This window comes from Paenibacillus foliorum, assembly GCF_013141765.1.
In the GTDB taxonomy this organism is placed as follows: Bacteria; Bacillota; Bacilli; order Paenibacillales; family NBRC-103111; genus Paenibacillus_S; species Paenibacillus_S foliorum.
On record NZ_WHOD01000024.1, the window covers coordinates 1 to 653 of the forward strand.

Annotated in this window: 1 protein-coding gene; it reads right to left on the reverse strand. The window is 41.8% G+C overall.

The annotated features are described in order from the left end of the window. Positions 1-529, reverse strand: a 529-nt coding sequence (locus GC093_RS06795) for an S-layer homology domain-containing protein (protein ID WP_171651122.1), incomplete at its 3' end; no start/stop codon positions are given. Between the last annotated feature and the right edge of the window lie 124 nt (positions 530-653).

Below are 653 nucleotides of genomic sequence, written 5' to 3' on the forward strand. Positions count from 1 at the left end.
AGACGAGCATTGCCACTTCGCCGCGGGAAGCAAGCTTACCAGCTGTAAAGGCTGTGCCTAATAAACCCTTTACTTTATCTGTATCCACTTTAAGAACAGCCGCTACAATCTCCACGAGTTGTTCATGTGTGACCGACTTAGTGGGACTAAAGCTGTTTCCCTCGCCTTTCATGGCTCCGTTATTAACCATAGCTGCAACGTAGGAGGCATACCAAGCGCTCTCCGCCACATCAGTGAAATCAGACTTCTTTGTATTAGTTAGGTCCACATGTAGCGCTAATGCAACGATCTTGGCCAATTCCGCCCGGGTTACATTCTGATTCGGTTTATATTGGGTATCGCTAAATCCTGATATTACATTTTGTTTGGCCATCTCTTCGATAGCTGTTTTATAAGATGCCGCAGCTCCATCAATATCCATAAAATTAGTTGCCGCCAATACTTGTAACACATTAAAAGGGACAATGGAAGAAAAACCTACTGCAGCTGTAATCGCCAATGCCGCGAACGCCTTTTTACTTCTTATCATAAAAGATCTCTCCCTTGGATTCATATAGTGTTGTTGCTTGTTCATTAACTCTAAACCTAGAATACTCTTTTTAGCATTACAATCGAATAAAAACACCACCCCAAAACATTAAAAAAACATAACA